At 57.2% G+C, this 18,642-nt stretch carries 19 protein-coding genes; 9 read left to right on the plus strand and 10 right to left on the minus strand.

Annotation, left to right across the window (positions count from 1 at the left end; translation table 11 throughout):
- Nucleotides 1–301 precede the first annotated feature (301 nt).
- On the minus strand, nucleotides 302–535 hold the full coding sequence (locus NW838_RS12910) for a hypothetical protein (protein ID WP_414428166.1): 234 nt from the start codon (nucleotides 533–535) through the stop codon (nucleotides 302–304).
- 318 nt (nucleotides 536–853) lie between these two features.
- Between NW838_RS12910 and NW838_RS12915 the strand changes: the two genes are divergently transcribed.
- The 4 genes from NW838_RS12915 (at nucleotide 854) to NW838_RS12930 (ending at nucleotide 7,060) form a co-directional block, all read left to right on the plus strand.
- Nucleotides 854–2,296, plus strand: a complete 1,443-nt coding sequence (locus tag NW838_RS12915) for a gamma-aminobutyraldehyde dehydrogenase (RefSeq protein ID WP_414428167.1) — start codon at nucleotides 854–856, stop codon at nucleotides 2,294–2,296.
- A 243-nt stretch (nucleotides 2,297–2,539) separates the two neighbouring features.
- A complete protein-coding gene (gene bchD, locus NW838_RS12920; protein ID WP_414428168.1) occupies nucleotides 2,540–4,558 on the plus strand; it encodes a magnesium chelatase ATPase subunit D in 2,019 nt (672 codons plus the stop codon).
- A 125-nt stretch (nucleotides 4,559–4,683) separates the two neighbouring features.
- Nucleotides 4,684–5,412 (plus strand): DUF2993 domain-containing protein, encoded by a 729-nt coding sequence (locus NW838_RS12925; protein ID WP_414428169.1) that lies wholly within the window; start codon nucleotides 4,684–4,686, stop codon nucleotides 5,410–5,412.
- Nucleotides 5,413–5,998: 586 nt separating this feature from the next.
- Nucleotides 5,999–7,060 carry a sensor histidine kinase gene (locus NW838_RS12930; protein ID WP_414399661.1) on the plus strand — a complete coding sequence of 354 codons (1,062 nt, stop codon included), beginning with the start codon at nucleotides 5,999–6,001 and terminating at the stop codon, nucleotides 7,058–7,060.
- Nucleotides 7,061–7,113: 53 nt separating this feature from the next.
- Here the strand turns inward: NW838_RS12930 and NW838_RS12935 are convergent, their stop codons facing one another.
- The 4 genes from NW838_RS12935 to NW838_RS12950 form a co-directional block, all read right to left on the minus strand.
- On the minus strand, nucleotides 7,114–7,722 hold the full coding sequence (locus NW838_RS12935) for a response regulator (RefSeq protein ID WP_414428170.1): 609 nt from the start codon (nucleotides 7,720–7,722) through the stop codon (nucleotides 7,114–7,116).
- A gap of 242 nt (nucleotides 7,723–7,964) precedes the next feature.
- Nucleotides 7,965–8,279 (minus strand): DUF3007 family protein, encoded by a 315-nt coding sequence (locus NW838_RS12940; protein ID WP_414344410.1) that lies wholly within the window; start codon nucleotides 8,277–8,279, stop codon nucleotides 7,965–7,967.
- A gap of 28 nt (nucleotides 8,280–8,307) precedes the next feature.
- Complete coding sequence (gene ndhL, locus NW838_RS12945; RefSeq protein ID WP_414331907.1) at nucleotides 8,308–8,529, minus strand: NAD(P)H-quinone oxidoreductase subunit L; 222 nt, start codon at nucleotides 8,527–8,529, stop codon at nucleotides 8,308–8,310.
- Between the two features lie 108 nt (nucleotides 8,530–8,637).
- Nucleotides 8,638–9,042 (minus strand): NIL domain-containing protein, encoded by a 405-nt coding sequence (locus tag NW838_RS12950; RefSeq protein ID WP_011433941.1) that lies wholly within the window; start codon nucleotides 9,040–9,042, stop codon nucleotides 8,638–8,640.
- 295 nt (nucleotides 9,043–9,337) lie between these two features.
- On the opposite strand from NW838_RS12950, the gene NW838_RS12955 reads away from it, so the two are divergent.
- The gene (locus NW838_RS12955; RefSeq protein WP_414391046.1) at nucleotides 9,338–9,508 is read left to right on the plus strand and encodes a hypothetical protein; all 171 of its coding nucleotides are present in this window, start codon (nucleotides 9,338–9,340) and stop codon (nucleotides 9,506–9,508) included.
- Between the two features lie 7 nt (nucleotides 9,509–9,515).
- Nucleotides 9,516–11,951 carry an endonuclease MutS2 gene (locus NW838_RS12960; RefSeq protein WP_414428171.1) on the plus strand — a complete coding sequence of 812 codons (2,436 nt, stop codon included), beginning with the start codon at nucleotides 9,516–9,518 and terminating at the stop codon, nucleotides 11,949–11,951.
- A 207-nt stretch (nucleotides 11,952–12,158) separates the two neighbouring features.
- On the opposite strand, the gene NW838_RS12965 is transcribed toward NW838_RS12960, so the two are convergent.
- The 3 genes from NW838_RS12965 to NW838_RS12975 all read right to left on the minus strand — a co-directional run bounded on the left by NW838_RS12965 (nucleotide 12,159) and on the right by NW838_RS12975 (nucleotide 13,337).
- Nucleotides 12,159–12,413 carry a hypothetical protein gene (locus tag NW838_RS12965; RefSeq protein ID WP_414357571.1) on the minus strand — a complete coding sequence of 85 codons (255 nt, stop codon included), beginning with the start codon at nucleotides 12,411–12,413 and terminating at the stop codon, nucleotides 12,159–12,161.
- 121 nt (nucleotides 12,414–12,534) lie between these two features.
- A complete protein-coding gene (locus NW838_RS12970) occupies nucleotides 12,535–12,963 on the minus strand; it encodes an urease subunit beta (protein WP_414383119.1) in 429 nt (142 codons plus the stop codon).
- A 71-nt stretch (nucleotides 12,964–13,034) separates the two neighbouring features.
- The gene (locus NW838_RS12975) at nucleotides 13,035–13,337 is read right to left on the minus strand and encodes an urease subunit gamma (RefSeq protein WP_011433938.1); all 303 of its coding nucleotides are present in this window, start codon (nucleotides 13,335–13,337) and stop codon (nucleotides 13,035–13,037) included.
- Between the two features lie 359 nt (nucleotides 13,338–13,696).
- On the opposite strand from NW838_RS12975, the gene hrcA reads away from it, so the two are divergent.
- The 3 genes from hrcA (at nucleotide 13,697) to NW838_RS12990 (ending at nucleotide 17,070) form a co-directional block, all read left to right on the plus strand.
- Nucleotides 13,697–14,848, plus strand: coding sequence for a heat-inducible transcriptional repressor HrcA (gene hrcA / locus NW838_RS12980; RefSeq protein WP_414344420.1), 1,152 nt, complete (start codon nucleotides 13,697–13,699; stop codon nucleotides 14,846–14,848).
- A gap of 53 nt (nucleotides 14,849–14,901) precedes the next feature.
- On the plus strand, nucleotides 14,902–15,885 hold the full coding sequence (tilS, locus tag NW838_RS12985) for a tRNA lysidine(34) synthetase TilS (protein WP_414428172.1): 984 nt from the start codon (nucleotides 14,902–14,904) through the stop codon (nucleotides 15,883–15,885).
- A gap of 288 nt (nucleotides 15,886–16,173) precedes the next feature.
- Nucleotides 16,174–17,070, plus strand: a complete 897-nt coding sequence (locus tag NW838_RS12990) for a T9SS type A sorting domain-containing protein (RefSeq protein ID WP_414357574.1) — start codon at nucleotides 16,174–16,176, stop codon at nucleotides 17,068–17,070.
- A gap of 51 nt (nucleotides 17,071–17,121) precedes the next feature.
- Here the strand turns inward: NW838_RS12990 and NW838_RS12995 are convergent, their stop codons facing one another.
- Both NW838_RS12995 and arsB read right to left on the minus strand, forming a co-directional pair.
- Nucleotides 17,122–17,538 (minus strand): arsenate reductase ArsC, encoded by a 417-nt coding sequence (locus NW838_RS12995; RefSeq protein WP_414357575.1) that lies wholly within the window; start codon nucleotides 17,536–17,538, stop codon nucleotides 17,122–17,124.
- A 17-nt stretch (nucleotides 17,539–17,555) separates the two neighbouring features.
- Entirely contained in the window at nucleotides 17,556–18,566 is a 1,011-nt protein-coding gene (arsB, locus tag NW838_RS13000; RefSeq protein WP_414428173.1) for an ACR3 family arsenite efflux transporter, read from the minus strand.
- Between the last annotated feature and the right edge of the window lie 76 nt (nucleotides 18,567–18,642).

Raw genomic sequence — 18,642 nt, forward strand, 5'->3', positions numbered from 1 at the left:
CCCCTGAAGAAGCCAACATGCCCCTGCGCAGCAAACCCCGTGCCCCTCTCCACCCGACGGTGGCTTTTGCGGAGCAGTTCTGGCGCGAACACCAAAGTCGGCAAGAGTGACATCCTCCCGGCGCTCATCCTATGGACAGAGCGCGGGCCACCCTTCCCGTCAGCAGGACGGAGTCCTTACCTCGCGGTCGGGCATTCCTGCCCCACGCCACTTGTCTGGGTCTACAACCCCCGACAGACCGACTGAACAGGCAGTTTCCCTTCCCCAGCCTCCCTGGCTACTGCCAGCTTGCAAAACAAGTCTAATCCACAGGGAACGGTGCATCGGCAGACAGGATGGACTCCTGCACCCAGGAACCCCTGTCCACCGGCCAAGAGCAAGATGCTATCCACTCGTTGATTTCCGGCAAAGTGTAGTTGTATACGTCCCGGCCAATCTCCAGCCACGCCAACAGCAAGGCCTCCGTCCCGCTGACGCGAGCGGCTTGTTGGGAGGCATCTGGATCAATCCGGTACTTGTAGGTTACCGCCAGCATGAGTAGGTTTTACTACAGATTTCGCTCAGAGGTATGGCGGGGATCCCTGTATCCCGGTGCTCACCCTGCGGGTAGAGTGCAGGACTGATTGCCCCTGCACCTCCGTTAGTTAGCAGATGCGGGATCCTCACCAGTGCGCCGTTGGCCACAGTCTACGGCCCGCTTTGCGAATAGCCGTTTGGGCCATCCCAATCCCAAAGGATCCCATCTCTGCACCCCAAAGTTGCCAAAGTTGAATGAAGCTTATGATTCAAGCCGAGCCAAAAAGATTCGGCACAATGGGGAGAGCCATTTCACCAAGCTGTTGAGGACATCGCTATGGCCTACAAACTCTGGATCGACGGCCAATGGGTCGATAGCCAAGGGGGGGGGTTGATGACCATCGAGAACCCGGCCACCGGCGAGAAACTGGCAGAGGTGGTGGATGCTAGCCCTGCCGATGTGGATCGGGCGGTGCAAGCTGCCCAGACCGCTTTCTACGATGGCCGTTGGTCGAAACTTACCCCCGGCGAGCGATCCCTGGCCCTCTGGAAATTGGCAGATCTGATCGAGGCTCGTGCCCCAGAACTGGCTCGTGTGGAATCGGAAAACACCGGCAAGCCCTACGAGTTCCTCAGCTTAGGGGGAGATTTGCCGTTTGCGGTGGATAATCTGCGTTTCTTCGCCGCTGCCGCCCGCGACATCCATGGCTTTAGCGCCGGGGAATATGCCAAGGGCTACACCTCCCTCTTTCGCAAAGAGCCGGTGGGGGTGTGCGCTCAAATTACCCCCTGGAACTATCCGCTGATGATGGCCGTCTGGAAGATCGGCCCCGCCCTGGCCGCCGGCTGTACGGTGGTGCTCAAGCCCGCTCCTGCCACCCCCCTGACCACCCTGATGCTGGGAGAACTGATCGCCGAGGCCGGGATCCCGCCAGGGGTGGTCAACATCGTTACCGGGGGCAATGCTACCGGCCAAGCCCTGGTAGAGCACCCGCAGGTGCGAATGGTCAGCCTTACCGGCTCCACCGCCACCGGCAAGCAGGTGATGCGGACAGCAGCAGAGACCCTGAAGCGGGTGCATTTGGAACTGGGGGGCAAAGCGCCGTTTATCGTCTTCGAGGATGCGGACGTAGAGACCGTTGCTGCCAAGGCCACGTTTGCTGCCACCGTCAACACCGGCCAAGACTGTACGGCGGCCACCCGCGTCTACGTGCAAGAGAGCAAGCTGGCGCAGGTACAAGAGGCCATTGTAGAGGCCATGCGCAAAGTGACGGTGGGATCCCCCTTTGAGGCCGGGGTGGAGATGGGGCCTTTGGTCTCGGCAGTCCAGCGGGAGCGGGTGATGGGATTTGTGGAGCGGGCCAAAGCAGAGGGAGCCAAGGTGCTGACCGGCGGTCGGATCCCTTCCCAGCTTGCCCAGGGCTACTACTATGAACCCACGGTGATTGCCAATGTTGATCAAAAGGCGGAGATCGTACAGAGTGAGGTTTTTGGGCCGGTTCTCACGCTCGGCTCGTTTCGTGAAGAAGCGGAAGCGCTACGCCTGGGCAATGACGTCCTATACGGGCTGGCGGCTTCTGTGTGGACTCAAGACATCGGACGAGCGATGAGGTTGGCCGCCGATCTGGAGTTCGGCACCGTCTGGATCAACGACCATATTCCCATTGCCTCTGAGGCCCCCCATGGCGGCTTCAAGCAGTCGGGATTTGGCAAAGATCTCTCGGCAGAGGCGGTGCGCGACTACCAAATCACCAAGCACGTGATGATTGCAACCCGCTGAAGCAATGCCCATCTTGAGCAGAGATGACCACCAAACGGCAGTAGCCCACCCGGAGCATTCCCAGTCGCCGTGAAGCCGTTGGCGGCCTGGATTCCGGCCCACCTCCCTTGGGAGAGGGATTTAGGGTGGTCGCGTCAGCGGCGCGGAGCGCTCGGGGAACTCCCTAAAGCGATAGACTGGGGTGTGCAGCTCCCTGTCCGCTGCGAATCGGCCCGATTGGATCTTGATCGCCAAGCTTTACCCATGGGATCCGCAACTCTATCCGCCCCTTGTACCTTTCCCCTCACCGCTGTGGTGGGGCAGCAGGCGGCCAAGCTGGCTCTGCTGTTGGCAGCGGTGGATCCCAGCCTAGGGGGGGTGGTGCTGGTGGGGCCGCGTGGCACGGCCAAGTCGGTTTTAGCCAGAGGGATCCACGCCTTGCTACCGCCCATCGAGGTGATTGCGGGATCCTATTGCAACGACGATCCAGCGCAGCCGGATACCTGGTCCGACTGGGCCAAGGCTCGCTACCCAGCCGGAGAGGTGCCGCCCACCCAAGTGATATCGCCCCCCTTTGTCCAGATTCCCCTGGGCGTGACCGAAGATCGGCTGCTGGGATCCGTGGATGTGGGAGCTTCGGTGGAGCGGGGAGAAACCGTCTTTCAGCCGGGGCTGCTGGCTGCCGCCCACCGGGGTGTGCTGTACGTGGACGACATCAACCTGCTGGATGACTCAATTGCCGATCTGCTGCTGACGGTGGTGGGCGATGGGGTGAATCGCCTGGAGCGGGAAGGGATCAGCCTGCAACACCCCTGTCGGCCCCTGCTGGTGGCCACCTACAACCCCGAGGAGGGATCCCTGCGCCCCCACTTGCTGGATCGCATGGCCATGGTGGTGCCGCTGGAGCGGGATCTGAGCCTGGAGGAGCGGCGGGAGATTGCCCAGCGAGCCAGCCAATTCGGCGATGCCCCCGAACCCTTTCTGGCACAACACCAAGCAGAACTGGAAGAAATCCGCACCCAGATTGTCCTGGCCCGAGAGTGGCTGCCCCAGGTCAAACCCCAGCGGGAACAGATCCACTACCTGGTGCAAGAGGCCATCCGCGGCAATGTCCAAGGCCATCGGGGAGAGCAGTTTGCCCTACGGGCCGCCTGTGCCCTGGCAGCTCTGGAAGGACGGGATCGCCTGTTGGCCGAGGATCTGCAGCAGGCTGTGCAACTGGTGCTGCTGCCCCGCGCCCAATACGACCCCGACCAGCCCCCCCCTCCCCCCCCGCCACCATCCCACCAGTCGGATCCCCCGCCGCCGGATCCCGACAAGGATGGGGAAGATAGAGAGGAAACGGATCCCCAACCGGAAAACCTGAGTCTGCCGGAAGAGTTTTTCTTCGAGCCGGAGCGCATTGCCCTCGACCCGCGCCTGCTGGCCTTTGCCCAGTCCCTCAACCAACAGGGGAAAACGGGATCCCGCAGCCTGGTGTTCAGCGCCGACCGGGGCCGTTACATCAAGCCCATCCTGCCCCAGGGATCCAACCCCCGCATTGCCGTCGATGCCACCTTGCGAGCCGCTGCTCCCTACCAGAAGAGCCGCCGCCAGCGACAACCGGGACGCGCCGTCGTCGTGGAACCGAGCGATATCCGCGCCAAAAAGCTGGTTCGCAAGGCCGGAGCCCTGGTGATCTTTGTGGTGGATGCCTCCGGCTCCATGGCCCTCAACCGCATGCAAGCGGCCAAAGGAGCGGCCCTGCGCCTGCTCACAGAAGCCTACCAGAACCGCGACAAGGTGGCCCTCATCGCCTTTCGTGGAGAAACTGCCGAAGTGCTGCTGCCCCCCACCCGCTCCATTGAGCTGGCCCGCCGCCGTTTGGAATCTCTGCCCTGCGGCGGGGGATCCCCTCTTGCCCATGCCCTCACCCAAGCCGTGCGGATGGGAGTCAATGCCCGTGCTGCCGGCGACGTGGGCCAGGTGATGCTGGTGGCCCTCACCGATGGTCGGGGCAACATCCCCCTCAGCCGCTCTTTGGGACGGAGCGATGGCAAACCCCAGTCGGGAACGGATCCCATCGACCTGAAGCAGGAGCTGCGGGAGATTGCCCTGCGCATCCGCGCCCTGGGGTTGAAGCTGCTCTTGATCGACTCCCAAAGCCGCTTTGTAACCACCGGCTTCAGCGCCGAACTGGCGGAATTGGCGGGCGGACGGTACTTTCATCTGCCCCGCGCCACCGACCAGGGGATCGCAGCCGTGGCCCGCTCGGCCATGCAGGAAGGACGCACCTACTCCTGAGAGAACAGCCTCTCCGTCGGCGGAGGTTGTAACTTTTCTTAATGGTTGGTTATGATCCCTGTAGGCGAACTTCACCTTGTCCCATGGCTACAGGACTCCTGCCCCAACTTTCCCTCCAGAATCCCATGGCTGTCGATTGGGTCAGTCGGGGGGTAAGCGCAGCCATTCGCGCCCTCTTTAAGCATGCAGAGCGGCTGGAGGCGCGCGTGCGAGTGGAGCCTGTTGCCAAATTGTTGCAGGGTCGTATCGACAGCTTTGAACTGTTGGGCCAGCATCTGCAGATGTACAACGGCCTGAGGCTTTCGGCTCTGGAGCTATTCTGCAATGCGGTGGCCATCGATTTCAGCCAAATTTGGCAGGGGAAGATCAAGCTGCGCCAGCCAGTACAGGCCACAATGCGCGTGGTGCTGAGCGAAGACGATCTGGCGCAATCGTTTAACACACCTTTTGTGCTGAACAGGCTGGCCCTGGTGGGACAGGATGGCAGCCCCCTATCCTTCCATCACGTCCATATCAGCATCACCCCGGCGCGACGACTGCAATTCCAGGCAAATGTACAGCAGGGAGAAGCCAGGGCTTTCTGCGTCGGTTTTTCCGCCCAGGTTGAGGTGCTGGAGCGGCGTCGCATCCGCTTTACAGATCCAGTGTTTGAAAGCGGTACAGAAGAGGAGCTGGCCTTGAGCCAAGCTTTGGTACGCTGCCTGAATGAGCTTCTGGATTTGGATCGGCTCGCCTTGCGAGGCACTGAGCTGCGGGTAGACCGGGTGAACTTGCAGCCCCAGCAGATGATCCTGTACGGCAGTGCCACCCTAGCGCAATTTCCCACACGCCAACCCCAATGGGAAAGTGCTTGACAGCCTTTGGAAGGGCGGCTACGCTCAATAGTGGTGAGGAGTGAAGAGAAGAAGCCTCTGGGGTCGAAACACGGACAGACTCCCAGAGGTTTTTTCATGCCTCAGGAGCTTGAGAGCTCCGCTCTGCCCCTCGATCTTGATCTGTTGAACTTGTAGTCCTTTGACCCAAACTGGGACACTACACCCAAAACGTTGGTCGCGTCGTCGCGTCAGCGTTGCCGAGCAATAATGCATGCGGCCAAAGGCTTTTCTCAATGGCCCAGGCGCCTCACCCTAACCTGAAACGACTATGATTGCTCAACGTTGGTTACGCCTGGGGATCAAGCTGTCTTTCTTTGCCGTGATGTCCACAGCTTTGCCAACCGGAATACGGCGCGGCTTCTCTAAAGAATGGGGTAGCTGGGTATCCTAAAAGCTGGGGTTACGGCATCCTTCTTTATTCATGGGGATGAAGTGGCTCAAGACATAACGGTCATTCTAAGACCTAGGAAAGAACTCTTCAGCCTTGACCGTGAGGGGATGTTTATTCTTTGCCTACGGTTGGTTCACTATTCAAGCAGGTCTTGTCAAAGCGAGCACACCGAGTTTGAAACAGCAACTACTCCGCCTACTTGAGTTTTGGCGCCGCCGCTTTCCCCACAGCCTGCGCACCCAGGTGGCATTGGTCATTGCCAGCCTTTCGTTTGTCCCCAACTTGGTTTTCATCCTGTCGGTGCAGTGGATCTGGCCCGACACGCAGTTCAGCACTGAAGGGATCCTCCTGCTGCTGCTGTGGATCCCGTTGCTGGCGGTGCTATCGGCGGTGGTGGGCTATGCTCTGTCCTCCATGATTTTGCGCCCCCTCACCCTGCTGGCCCGCGAGTTGGCCCATTTGGAAACCTTGATCAACCAGCCTGCCCGTTGGAATCTGCTGCTCCGCCCCGGGGATCCCCAGGAAGCCCTGATCTTGCGGCAGGCCTTTGCCCAGTTGCTGCGCCAGATCCAGATCGACCAAATGCGGCGAGAAGCCTTTACCGCCACCCTGGTTCACGACCTGAAAACTCCCCTCATCGCCTTTGGGCACCTGCTGAGCGCCTTCAAACAGGATCAACAGCTCGATCCGGAGCAACGTCGCGCTCTGCTGGATCGCATCCTGCAGGAAAATCAACACAATCTCTCTCTGGTGCAGAAAATGGTGGAGGCTCACCGCCTGGAGCGGGGAGAGATCGAGTTGCATCCTCGGCCTTGTGATCTGGGATCCCTGGCCAGAAAGGTGGCCGAGCGCATGGGATCCCTGGCCCAAGAACGGGGGATCGACCTGCGAGTGGAAGGGGAAGGGTGGGGCAACGCCGATGAGGCAGAGCTGGAGCGGGCGCTGGTGAATCTGGTGGACAATGCCTTGCGCTATGCACGCCATGCAGTGGTGCTCACTGTCAGCCCCCGCCAGATCCAGGTGCAGGATGATGGCCCCGGCCTACCCGCCCCTCTGGAAGAGTTGGCCCAACCCTATGTGACCCAGCCCATTCACATTGCCGGCCACCACTACCCAACCGGCTCAGGAGGTCTAGGGCTCTACATCGCCAAGCGTATCCTGCAGGCCCATGGAGGGGAATTGCGGTTGGTCGAGACGGGATCCCAAGGGGCTACTCTAGCCCTAGTGTTGCGCTGACCTTCTCTTAGCAGTTCAACCCTGGCAGAGCAAGACAGTGCGAGAAAACGTGCTCAACCGACAGGGCGACCCCGGTACATCAATCGGTACTTCACCTGCGGGGTCAAGTCTTTCTGCCCTGGATCCCCTTCCGCCGTGATGGGTTGTGGAGGGGCGGTGGGAGAGTGGGCGCTCGGCTGCGGGGGAGGGGTGGAAGAAGATGTACGGCTGACCTCCCCAGGCCATACGCCCGCTTGCTCCAGAGCCCTGTAGAGTGCCGCCGTGTCAATAGGCAAAAACCACCTGGCAGCCTCGTAAATTCGTTCGAGGGAGTGGAGAATATCGTCGGCCTCTGCCAAGCCGGGGATCACATCTGCTGCCCCCTGATAAATTGCCCAGCGCCGCTCTGCAGGCTCGATGTGGCGACGGGGGTGATGAGTCAGGATCACAGGGATGTTGGGCAGCTTACTTTGGCACTCTCGACAAAAGGCATAGGGGTTAAACAGCCCCGTCGTCATGTCCACCACCATCAGATCCAAATCCAGAGGCTGACTTGCTGCCACCTCCAGCAGATCTTCACGCGGGGAAACCAGCACCACAGAGTGCCCCTGAGACTCCAGCGCCAACTTCCAGAGATGAATTTGCGAGGGCTGGCCCTGAGCTAGCAGTATGGTTTTGCTCACCGTAGATGGAGAGATGTGAGTAGAAGGGAAGGCGAAGGCTTGCACCACTTGATGATCCGTTATACGTCAGAATCTTGTGCAAGGCGCAATGTAGCATCCTTAAGAGGAGCAAATGGTGACCGGATATACAAGTGCTGCTGTTTAGGCCCAACACTCTACAAATTAAATCCGGATCCCCAGCAGCCGACAGCCCATTTCTGGGTGCGGCCTGTCCGACGGCCTCAACGTTTGTCTTGCTCAATTCAATCTGGGATCCCTTCTTTCTCGCTTTCCAATTCAGCTTGCAGGGCCTGCCACTCTTCCGGAGACAGCGAGTGGAGTTTCTCTTGAAGTTGCTGGGTCTCAAAGCTGGCCCACTGAGCCTTCAGGGTCATTTCCCCCCGCAGCACCCGCTTCAGGTAGCCAAAAGTCCACCCCAAGCAGGCCAATAGAAGCACCACGCTCGATATCTGCTGCGCGGCCCCCGTATCCAAGCCCGCCCAAAGCAGCAGGCCATAGAGGATCCCTCCCCCCAACAGCAGGGCTAAGCCTATAGCAAGAACATCCAATCTGCGCATGGCTCAGTGAACCGACAAACGGCTGACCTTACAGCGACCGGGGCTTGGGCCGGAACGTCATGAAGGGAGCCAAGAGCACCATGCCGGGAAAGAAAAACAAGACCAAGAAAAACATCAACACCTTTTCCCAAGCACTGCCTGAAGTCCAGCGTTTGTCCACGTACAGCAGAGACAACAGAGGCAGCACCAGCAAATAGAGAACAGCCAAACCGGCATAAGTTAACCCAATCAACGATGTAGTAGAAGCCATGTCGAGTGCGCTCCGCAGCTAGACCTATGTCCAACAAATCTAACAGGATTGTAAAGGGATTTGTCAGCTTGGGGGAGTTCGTAACTCAGCCAACTGACCACAAACTGACTACAAGCTGGTGCTGATCGCCCCAACGGGGCAGGTGGCAACACACTGTTCGCACATGACACAGCGGTTGCGAGAGAACTCCAGCTTCCAGTTGGGAGCAGAAATCTTCAGGGCCTCGGTTGGGCAAACTCCCGTACACAATCCGCAATCCACACACAAGTCTGGGTCAATCTGAATTTCCTTGGCCCGTTCTGTCACCTCAATGCCCAAAGACTGCACCCACTCCAAGCCTGCTTCCACCTGGTCGATATCCCCCGACAGCTCCACCACCAAAGTACCCACTTCGTTGGGGGCTACCCTGGCGCGCACGATATTGGCAGCCACATCGAAGTCTTTGGCCAACCGATAGGTGAGAGGCACATTCACCAAATGGCGGGGGAAAATGAGGGTGACTCGTTTGCGCACGGATCTTGAGTGTTTTGAGTGCAGCAACTTCCTTCAGTATGGCAGGCTTGTGAGGTTCAGTTTGGCCGTGAATGCAGCTCACTTCCACCCTCCACAGGACACCCAAGGCGAACCCCACAGCGGTAGGGCGGGGCTTTGAACCCAGTTTTTCGGTGAGCTCAGCTTCTTGGGAAGATCACCAGAGGCAGCGCGTGAGACAACGGCGCCATTATCAGCGTGCCCCTCCCACCAAAAGCCATCTGTGGAAGCCGACCCAGAGCCTGCCACAATAGGATGGAGAGCGTCCCCGATCCCTATGAACCCATCTTTTGCTCAGCCCCGTCTCAACTCAGAGCAGTACCGGCAGATGCTGGTGCGGGATGGCGAGCGTCGCTTCCGCGAGTGGCACACGGCCTTCCTCAAGTACCAACGGCAGTTTTTGCAGGAGATGAAGCAACTGCGTCTCCAGGGTTCTTTGCATCGCTGAATGGTTAATGCCCACCGTCCCCACCTTGCACCCGCTGCCAGTCTTTTCCAAGCCCGATCCCTCCCCAGGGCCTACGGCCCGCCAAGACGAAGGGCAAGAAACTTTGGAATTGTTGGAGTGGCCCCGCCTCTGTCAACACTTGGCCACCTTTGCTGCCACACCCTTGGGCCGTCGTGCCTGCCTAGAGCTGGATCCCTGGCAGAGCCGCGCCGATAGCGAAGCCTACCTTGAGCAGACGGAAGAGGCGATCCGCCTCGATCGCACACAGGCGGGGGGCCTTTCCATGGCAGGGATCCACAACCTGCTGCCGGCTTTGGAACGGGCTGAACGGGGGGGGATCCTGAGCGGGGAAGAGCTGGTGCAGATTGCTACAACTCTGGGGGCGGCCCGCCGCATTCGTCGTCTGATCGACGACCACGACCATCTGCCACGCTTGCAAACTTGGGTGAGCACCCTGCGCACCTACCCGGAGCTGGAGCAGGAGATCTTCCGCTGCCTGGAGGAACATGGCGAGGTGCGGGACAGCGCCAGCCCTACCCTTGCGGATCTGCGCCAGCAGCAGCGGCGGCAACGCAGCCAGATCCAGGAGCGCCTGCAACAGTTGATGAGCCAGTACCCCCAGGCGCTGCAGGACAACCTGATCGGCCAGCGGCAGGGACGGTTTGTCCTGATGGTCAAGGCCACCCATCGGGATCTCATCCGCGGCATTGTGCATGACAGCTCTGCCAGTGGGGCCACCCTCTATGTGGAGCCCTACGCCGTGGTGGAACTGGGCAACCGCTGGCGAGAAACCCAAGTTCAGATTCAGGCGGAGGAAGAGCGGATCTTAGCCGCGCTCTCGGCTCAGGTGGCCTCCGTCGCCACCGATCTGGAGCATTTGCAGGGGGTGATGGTGGGGTTGGATGTGGCTCTGGCTCGGGGTCGCTACAGCCTCTGGCTGGACGGCAATCGTCCCCAGTTTGTCTCGGCAGGATTGCGCCTGCGTCAGGCCAAGCACCCCCTGCTGCTCTGGCAATCTCGCGCCGCTGCCCCTTCGGAGGGTCAAGGCTCTGCTGTTGTCCCTATCGACTTCACCCTCTCGGACTCGATTCGGGTCGTAGTCATCACCGGCCCCAACACCGGCGGCAAAACCGTTGCCTTGAAAACCCTGGGGCTGTTGGTGCTCATGGCCAAGGCGGGGATCTTCCTGCCGGCTCAAGATCCGCCCCAACTGCCTTGGTTCGACAGGGTTTACGCCGACATTGGGGACGAACAATCGCTGCAACAAAATCTCTCCACCTTTTCAGGGCACATCCGCCGCATCAGCCGCATGGTACAGGCCCTGCAGTCCACTCCAGAGCCGGCCCTTGTCCTGTTGGATGAGGTGGGGGCGGGCACGGATCCCACCGAAGGCGCTGCCCTGGCGGCTGGGCTGTTGGAGTATCTCTCGGAAAAGGCGCTGCTCACCCTGGCCACCACCCACTACGGCGAGTTGAAGGCCCTGAAATACCAACATCCCTGCTTTGAAAATGCCTCGGTGGAGTTTGATGAGGTCACCCTGGCCCCCACCTATCGCCTTTTGTGGGGGATCCCAGGCCGCTCCAATGCCTTGACCATTGCTCAACGGCTGCAGTTGGATCCAGAGATTCTGCGGCGGGCCCAGCAGCACCTGCAGGGGGAAAGCCAGGTGGATCAGGTGATTGCCGGGCTGGAAGCGCAGCGAGCTCAATTGGAAGAGCGGGCGGCCCAGGTGGGATCCCTGCATCGAGAGCTGGAGAGCCTATATCAACAAATGCAACAGCGTAGCCGCCAAATCGCCGAGCGAGAAGCCCGGCTGGAGCAGAAGCAAAACCAAGAACTGCAAGCCCTGTTGGCTGCTGCCCGTCAGGAAGTGGCTGCCGCCATCCGCAAATTGCAGCAGGGAGAGGATCCCCAACGCATTACTGCCGAGCTGGCGCAAATCCAGCAGCGCTACTCTCCCCCACCGCCGCCTGTGGATATGGAGTTTGTGCCAGAGGTGGGAGATCGGGTGCGGCTGAGAGGCTTGGGGCAGACGGGAGAGGTGATCGCCATCGAAGGAGATGTATATGTAGTGCGCAGCGGCATCCTCAAATTCACAGTGCCACGGGGGCAGTTGGATCCCATTGACGAACACCAGGCCAAGCAGCGCCAACGCCCCAAAGCCCCACCTCCCTCCCCTGCAGCCACAGCTCCCCTGAACCTGCGCACCAGCCAGAACACCCTCGATCTGAGGGGGAAAACCGTTGCTGATGCTGAGGCCATTCTGGAACAGCACTTTGCCCAAGCTCCTCCCGGCCCGGTTTGGATCATCCACGGCCACGGCACAGGGCGCTTGCGGGCCGGCGTACAAGCTTACTTGCAAAATCACCCCCGCGTTCAGCGTTTTTCAGCCGCTGATCCCCAAGACGGCGGTACTGGAGTGACCGTGGCTCACCTGCAATGAGGCTTACCGGTGCCGGAGGGGACTCAGATCCAGATCAGATCCAAAGCCGAGATAAAGCTCCGGGCCCCAAGGATCCACAGGGTTTCCGAGGGCTATCATCTCCAGACAGCCGTGAGCTCAAGCTTCCCTCCCCCCTTCGGAAGAGAGACTAGGGAGGGTTAAGTTGGCTTTATTGGGTCGGAGACCGAACAAGGGCTGGCGATTGTCTCAAGCCTGACTCTGGAGCACTGCCGCTGCCGAGCTGACGGGCTGGGATCCCCTCTGTTGTCGCCGGCTTCGCCAGAGCCAGTAGCTCCGCAGCAGTTGGCCATCTCCAATGAGCTTCAACATCACCGCCACCGTCGCACCTGTCCAACTGAGAGGCCCAAAGGCGGTGCCTGCTGCTGCCAACAGCGCCAACCCAGAAAGATTTAGCCCCAAGCCTTGCACCCACATCCACAAGATAGTCTCGCGTTCTGACATCTGCCCGCTCCTAGGGGAGAAATAGGATAGCCCTACTGTCCTGAATCTGAGCGGAGACGGGGATGGGGTTGAACCTTGGCACGGCTGCCCAAAGCTGCACACTTGGGGGGGGCGGTACTCCCTAGGGATTGGCTGCTTGACCCATCCACTCCTGCAATCGGGCCAGGGCCAGCCGCTTTTGGGCGGCAGAGCGTACCGTACCCTCCGTGAGCCGATTGAAGCCATGCACCAACCCCTTGCCCCCCAAAGCCACCAGCGTCACCCGATGGGTTTGGCCTGGCTCAAAACGCACCGCATTGCCGGAAGGAATGTTGAGGCGCATGCCAAAGCTGGCGGCGCGATCGAAAACCAGGGCCCGGTTCACCTCGAAAAAGTGAAAATGGGATCCCACCTGAATGGGCCGATCCCCTCGGTTGGTAACCTCCAGGGTCACGGTGGCCCGTCCGACGTTGGCTTGGATGGGATCCTCTGCCAGCAACAGTTCCCCTGGGATTAGGGCTGGCTCCGCGTTGGCGCCAGGCGTGGTTTTGGATTTGCGGCCAGAGGGCATGGGGACAACCTCCTGAAGTTTTTCGGTCTTTGGAGCATCTGGGGGATCCCTGAAAGCGGGCAGCCCCGACGCTAGCGAATGGGATGGTGCAAGGTAACCAGCTTGGTGCCGTCGGGAAAGGTGGCTTCCACTTGGATTTCGGGGATCATCTCCGGGATCCCGGGCATTACGTCCTCGCGGGTCAGCCACGTCAGCCCCTCGCTCATCAATTGGGCGACCGTTTTCCCTTCCCGCGCCCCCTCCAAAACCGCTGCGCTCAAGTAGGCCACTGCCTCAGGGTAATTGAGTTTGAGGCCCCGCTGCCGCCGATCCCGAGCCAACTGGGCAGCCAGGTAGATCAACAACTTGTCTTTCTCCTGGGGGGATAAGTACACGGGACAACCTCAAAGATACAAAAGGATACAGGGGGGACAGCAGCAGGCCCAGTTGGCCTAGAGTTGACTCAACTTTATATCACCTCTGGGCAAAAAAAGGGGTCTAGGCTAGAGGGGATTTCCCTTTCTCCTGCACAACCCACAGCCTCAACCTCTTTCGGCATTGGGTGTTGCGACTCCCTTCCTGGGCAACCCGTCATGAAAGAGTAACAATAGATGCATACAGATGTATTTAGACGCGAAAGTTTGTCTAGATTCGTATCTCAACCCTGAGTTGGTCTATCCTGGAGCAATTTACCGGCTCTGTTTAGCACTTCCCTTTAGATAGATAGGTGTTGACTGGGTTCTTTTGATCGGCTATGAAACTCGAACTGACTCCCCGCCAGCGGAAGATTCTCTGGGCGACGGTGCGCAGCTACATTGCGACGGCTGAACCTGTCGGTTCCAAAACCTTGGCCCAGTCCTATAACTTTGGGGTGAGCACGGCCACCATTCGTAACGACCTGGCCACCCTTGAGCAGGTGGGGTTACTGTTTCAGCCCCACACCTCTGCGGGTCGGGTTCCCTCCGACTTTGGCTATCGGGTTTATGTCAACGATTTGTTGACCTCCGCCAACAGCGGTGGGATCCCTCACGATGCTCCTCAGCCGGATCCCCATCCCGCTCTGCAACAGTTGATGGATCAGCTTGGCCGTGAGCTGGGAGACGACCTAGACAGCCTCCTGCAAAGGGTAGCTCAGCTTTTGGCCCATCTGAGCGGTTGCATTGCTCTCATCACTCCTCCTCAGGGGCCGGTGGTAGCCATTCATCATGTGCAGTTGGTGTCGGTAGCGCCAGGGCGGGTGATGGTGTTGGTGGTAACCGACTCCTATCAAACCCATTCAGCTCTGGTCAGCCCCCCCGACTGGCCCAGCGACTCCCGAGAGGATTTGGAAGATGAATTGCAATTGCTCAGCAACTTTCTCACCCTGAAGCTGCGGGGCAAAACCTTTGCCGAGCTGCAAGATCTGAGCTGGCTGAAACTGGATGAAGAATTTCGTACCTACGGCCATTGGCTGCAGCAACTGCTGCGCTCGGTGGTGCAACGCTGTCTACAGCCCTCTCTGGGGCAGGTGTTCAGTGCCGGTATGGCCGAGTTGATGCGTCAGCCGGAGTTTTCCCAGGCCCGGCAGGTGCAGGCAGTGATGCAGTTGATCGAGGAGGGAGCCAAGCAACTTCAGGGGATGATTGGGCTCCATTTTGCCGATGGGGGTTTGCCCTCTCTGCCGAGCTCAACGGAGATGGATCAGGAGTCGGGACAGTCTGCCCGCAAGACCCCGGTGATCATCTACATTGGCAGCGAGAATCCACTGGAGTCTCTGCACCACTGTACGGTTATCGCCTCCACTTACCACCGTCGCTCAGCTCCTCTGGGTACGGTCACCTTGCTGGGGCCGACCCGAATGGCCTACGAGCGCAGCATTGCTGCTGTGCAGGCGGTGGCCTCTCATCTGACCCGAGCTCTTGCCTAAGGGATCCCATAGCGGCAGGTAGGGTCTGGGTTGTACGTGAGCAATAGCAAGCTGTGGCCAGGCTCTCTCCTCTCCACCTGCGGGTACAGTGCGCCATTCGGCAGCAGCAACTTCTTCACCCTGGCCAGCGACTGCTGGTGGCTTTTTCGGGCGGGCAAGATTCTTTTTGCCTGCTCCAGATCTTGCGGGATTTGCAGCCTCGCTGGGGCTGGCAGATATTTGTTCTGCATTGTGATCACCGCTGGTCGGCAGATGAAACGGAGTGTGCTCGCTTTTTGCAGGGGTGGCTGCAGCAGCAGGGACTGCCTCATGCCGTTGAGACTGCGGATCCCATCCGCCGAGATGAGGCAGGGGCCAGGGCTTGGCGCTACCAACAACTGGACAAATGGGCCCGCATCTGGGATTGCAGCGCCGTGGTGATGGGGCATACGGCCACGGATCGAGCAGAGACGTTTTTGTGGAACTTGTTGCGGGGAACAGGAGCCGCCGGGCTGAGCAGCCTGGATTGGCAGCGTCGCCTGGACGACCGGGATCCCACCTCTGCCCAGGTGGTGCGACCCCTGCTGGGTCTATACCGTTGGGAAACCGAACAATTTTGCCAGCAGCACCAATTGCCGGTCTGGCCGGATCGCAGCAACCAAGATCTGGCCCATTGCCGCAACCGTCTCCGCCTGGAGGTGATGCCCTACTTGAAGCAGCACTTTAATCCGCAACTGGAAGCGGCCCTGAATCGGGCTGCCACGCTGCTCCAAGCAGAACATGAGCTGGTGGTAGCCCAAGCAGCTCAGCTATGGCAGCAGGTGTATGAGCCCGCTTTGCCAGGGCTGCGACGGGATCCCTTGCGGGCTGCCCCCTTGGCTCTGCAGCGGCAGGTAATGTTCCAGTTTTTGTCCCTGGTGTTGCCCCACCACCCCACCTTTGAACAGGTAGAAGCCGGGATCCAGCTCTTAAAAGCAGACCGAGGCAGCCGTAGCCCCGATTATCCAGGTGGGCACTGGCTGGAAGTGAAAGGGGATCACTTGGTTTGTTTCCATTAATTTTTCCATTAATTCCACTTCCCCGAAGGGAAGCGACCTAGACATGCCCTAGACATACACCTGTACTTACTCTGGTTTCCATTAATTCCACTTCCCCGAAGGGAAGCGACCCTAAGCGATCTTCGTAAAGTGAATTCGGCTTTAGCGTTTCCATTAATTCCACTTCCCCGAAGGGAAGCGACTGATTCATTAATAGTAAGTATCACCACTGATTGTGGCAATACTTGGATACGATTAGCATCTTATGGTAATAATACAGGCCCGAGTCCATTGGCTACAGCACCTGATATGACCACTGCATTTGTACCTACCCCATCACAATGGGCAACCAAGACAATAGATTTAAGCCCGTATGCTTCTCAAACCGCCGCCAGAATCAGATTCCAATTGCGAAGTGGATGGGGAAATGTTACTTATCTGGATGATATAAACATTAGTGCTGCAACCAATACACCACCAAGCGCTTCTTTTAATGTTTCATCAACTAACATCTGTGCAGGGCAAAGTATTACATTTACCAATACATCTACCAATGCTACTTCCTATAGCTGGTCCTTCCCCGGCGGAACTCCTTCAACAAGTACGGCTGCCAGTCCTACTGTAACATTTAATTCAGCGGGGACATATACTGTAACATTAACAGCTAGCAATTTAAACGGAACAAACACGGCAACAGCCAGTATTGTGGTGAACCCTTTGCCCACACCTACTATAAGTGGTGGCGGTACTATTTGTCAGGGAAGCTCTGTAAATCTTACTGCTTCTGGTGGTAATAGTTTTACTTGGAATACAGGTGCTAATACTGCTTCCATCAATGTAAGCCCTGCATCCACTACTACCTATACCGTTACAGCCACAGCTACTAACGGATGTACAGCAACTGCCACTGCATCGGTTACAGTACTTAACTGTTCTTCGCTGGATGAAGTGATGAATACCTCCAACTTTTTGGTGTATCCCAATCCGGCTACTGATATGATTACCATTGCTCTGCAATTGGCTTCTGCCGAACCGTTGAAAGGAGAACTGATGACAACACTGGGTCAGGTGTTGCAGCAATTTACCATTGCTCCATCTCAGCAGCAAATAACTTTGATCACAGACGGATTGTCTTCTGGAATTTATCTTCTTAGAATATCTGACGGAAAACAAGCGATAACACAACGCATCATGGTTGTAAAATAAATCAGAAAGCCCCGGTTACGGGGCTTTTTTGTTTGTGTTTTCTTACTAGGATTAAGCAATGATAGTCTTTGAAAATTCTTCGCAGAATGTGCGTATCTCATTTCGAACCATACGAAATGCATGCATAATTTCTTCTTCACTTCCGGTTGCTTTGGCAGGATCAGAAAAACTATGATGTATGCGAATGGAATTACCTGGTATGTACGGACAGTTTTCTCTGGCATGATCACATACCGTGATGATGTAATCAAAGGGTATGTTTAAGTATTCATTTACATGGTTGCTGGTATGATGACTGATATCAATTCCATCTTCCTTCATGATTTGTATGGCTCTCGGATTTACGCCATGCATCTCAATACCGGCACTGTAAATATGAGCTTTACCTTGTAACAGATTTTCTAAATAACCATGTACCATTTGACTACGGCAGCTATTACCTGTGCATAAAACCAAGATTTTTTTCATGCTATGAATTTTTTAATTTAATACCTCCAACTGTTAGCGATGGCTACCAACGATAACATAATGGGTACTTCTATGAGTACACCAACCACTGTGGCTAACGACGCACCTGAATTAAGACCAAAAAGTGATATGGCCACGGCAACTGCGAGTTCAAAAAAATTACTGGCACCAATCATCGCAGCCGGTGCACAAACCGGATGTGATAAACGGAGCAATTTTCCACCCAGCCAGGTTATAAAAAATATGAAGTAGGTTTGAATGGTCAGTGGTATGGCTATCAACAAAATGGTGTATGGATGATCCAGTATGTGTTCGCCCTGAAAGGCAAAGAGTAAAACCAGGGTTGAAAGCAATGCTAGTATGGAAACAGGACGAAGTGCCGGAAGAAATTTTTGTTCAAACCAATCCTTTCCTTTTCGTTGAAGCAATATCCGATTGGTCAGATAGCCCGTAGTTAGCGGTATAACAACAAAAACAACCACCGAAGTAATCAGTACTTCATACGGTATCTGTACGTTGGTTACTCCCAGCAGCCATTTTACAATGGGTACAAATGCAACCGGCAGAATAAGATCGTTGACTGAAACTTGTATTAACGTATAATTGGCATCGCCTTTTACCAAATAACTCCACACAAACACCATGGCTGTGCAGGGTGCGGCACCCAGCAGAATGGCGCCTGCCAGGTACTGGTCTGCATCTTCCGGAGTGATCCAGGTAGCATACAGATTTTTAAAGAAAATCCATCCAAACAATGCCATGGTGAAAGGTTTGATCAGCCAGTTTACAGTAACTGTCAGCGCCAGCCCTTTCCAATTTTTTGAAACACCGCCTATCGATGAAAAATCAATCTGTACCATCATCGGGTAGATCATCATCCAAACCAACACCGCTACCGGAATGTTGATGGTATATATCTGCCAGCTTTCAAGCACCGAAACAGAATTCCCCAGTATTTTCCCAAGACCAATGCCTGCAGCAATGCATAGCGAGACCCAAACGGTAAGGTATTTTTCAAAAAACTTCATGGGTTGAAATTTAATTACAGCGTTTCCATTAATTCCACTTCCCCGAAGGGAAGCGACTCCCCCCCATTATAACCCT

It is taken from the genome of Synechococcus sp. R55.2 (genome assembly GCF_047462075.1).
GTDB lineage: Bacteria > Cyanobacteriota > Cyanobacteriia > Thermostichales > Thermostichaceae > Thermostichus.

Coding starts and splice junctions, on each gene's coding strand:
- arsB (WP_414428173.1), bottom strand. CDS start 18,566: ATGAAGTTTTTTGAAAAATACCTTACCGTTTGGGTCTCGCTATGCATT.
- NW838_RS12955 (WP_414391046.1), top strand. CDS start 9,338: ATGAACCCATCTTTTGCTCAGCCCCGTCTCAACTCAGAGCAGTACCGG.
- hrcA (WP_414344420.1), top strand. CDS start 13,697: ATGAAACTCGAACTGACTCCCCGCCAGCGGAAGATTCTCTGGGCGACG.
- NW838_RS12995 (WP_414357575.1), bottom strand. CDS start 17,538: ATGAAAAAAATCTTGGTTTTATGCACAGGTAATAGCTGCCGTAGTCAA.
- NW838_RS12925 (WP_414428169.1), top strand. CDS start 4,684: ATGGCTGTCGATTGGGTCAGTCGGGGGGTAAGCGCAGCCATTCGCGCC.
- NW838_RS12940 (WP_414344410.1), bottom strand. CDS start 8,279: ATGCGCAGATTGGATGTTCTTGCTATAGGCTTAGCCCTGCTGTTGGGG.
- NW838_RS12960 (WP_414428171.1), top strand. CDS start 9,516: ATGCCCACCGTCCCCACCTTGCACCCGCTGCCAGTCTTTTCCAAGCCC.
- NW838_RS12965 (WP_414357571.1), bottom strand. CDS start 12,413: ATGTCAGAACGCGAGACTATCTTGTGGATGTGGGTGCAAGGCTTGGGG.
- NW838_RS12970 (WP_414383119.1), bottom strand. CDS start 12,963: ATGCCCTCTGGCCGCAAATCCAAAACCACGCCTGGCGCCAACGCGGAG.
- bchD (WP_414428168.1), top strand. CDS start 2,540: ATGGGATCCGCAACTCTATCCGCCCCTTGTACCTTTCCCCTCACCGCT.
- ndhL (WP_414331907.1), bottom strand. CDS start 8,529: ATGGCTTCTACTACATCGTTGATTGGGTTAACTTATGCCGGTTTGGCT.
- NW838_RS12910 (WP_414428166.1), bottom strand. CDS start 535: ATGCTGGCGGTAACCTACAAGTACCGGATTGATCCAGATGCCTCCCAA.
- NW838_RS12990 (WP_414357574.1), top strand. CDS start 16,174: ATGACCACTGCATTTGTACCTACCCCATCACAATGGGCAACCAAGACA.
- NW838_RS12915 (WP_414428167.1), top strand. CDS start 854: ATGGCCTACAAACTCTGGATCGACGGCCAATGGGTCGATAGCCAAGGG.